The 262-nt window shown below is 59.5% G+C and carries 1 other annotated feature (running past both ends of the window).

From position 1 onward, the window contains the following. Nucleotides 1-262, top strand: a sequence feature (mutual gap in cmsearch alignment for this rRNA model is longer than 100) (it extends past both window edges: 446 nt to the left, 1,124 nt to the right).

Below are 262 nucleotides of genomic sequence, written 5' to 3'. Positions count from 1 at the left end.
CCGGCAGGGGTTGCGCATGCGGGGTTGTGGGAATGAGCTTCAGTCGTCTGCCGGCGGCTGGGCGAGTCAGAAACCGTTGGTGTAGTCGAAGGACATGCGAAAGGTCCGGCGTAGAGGGTAAGACCCCCGTAGACGAAACATCAGCGGCTTGCTTGCTCATCTCCCAAGTAGCACGGGGCCCGAGAAATCCCGTGTGAATCTGGCGGGACCACCCGCTAAGCCTAAATATTCCCTGGTGACCGATAGCGGATAGTACCGTGAG

This window comes from Streptomyces toxytricini (genome assembly GCF_014649915.1).
Lineage (GTDB): Bacteria > Actinomycetota > Actinomycetes > Streptomycetales > Streptomycetaceae > Streptomyces > Streptomyces toxytricini.
Note: the sequence above shows the minus strand (reverse complement) of the source record. Positions and strands in the feature narration are given on the sequence as shown.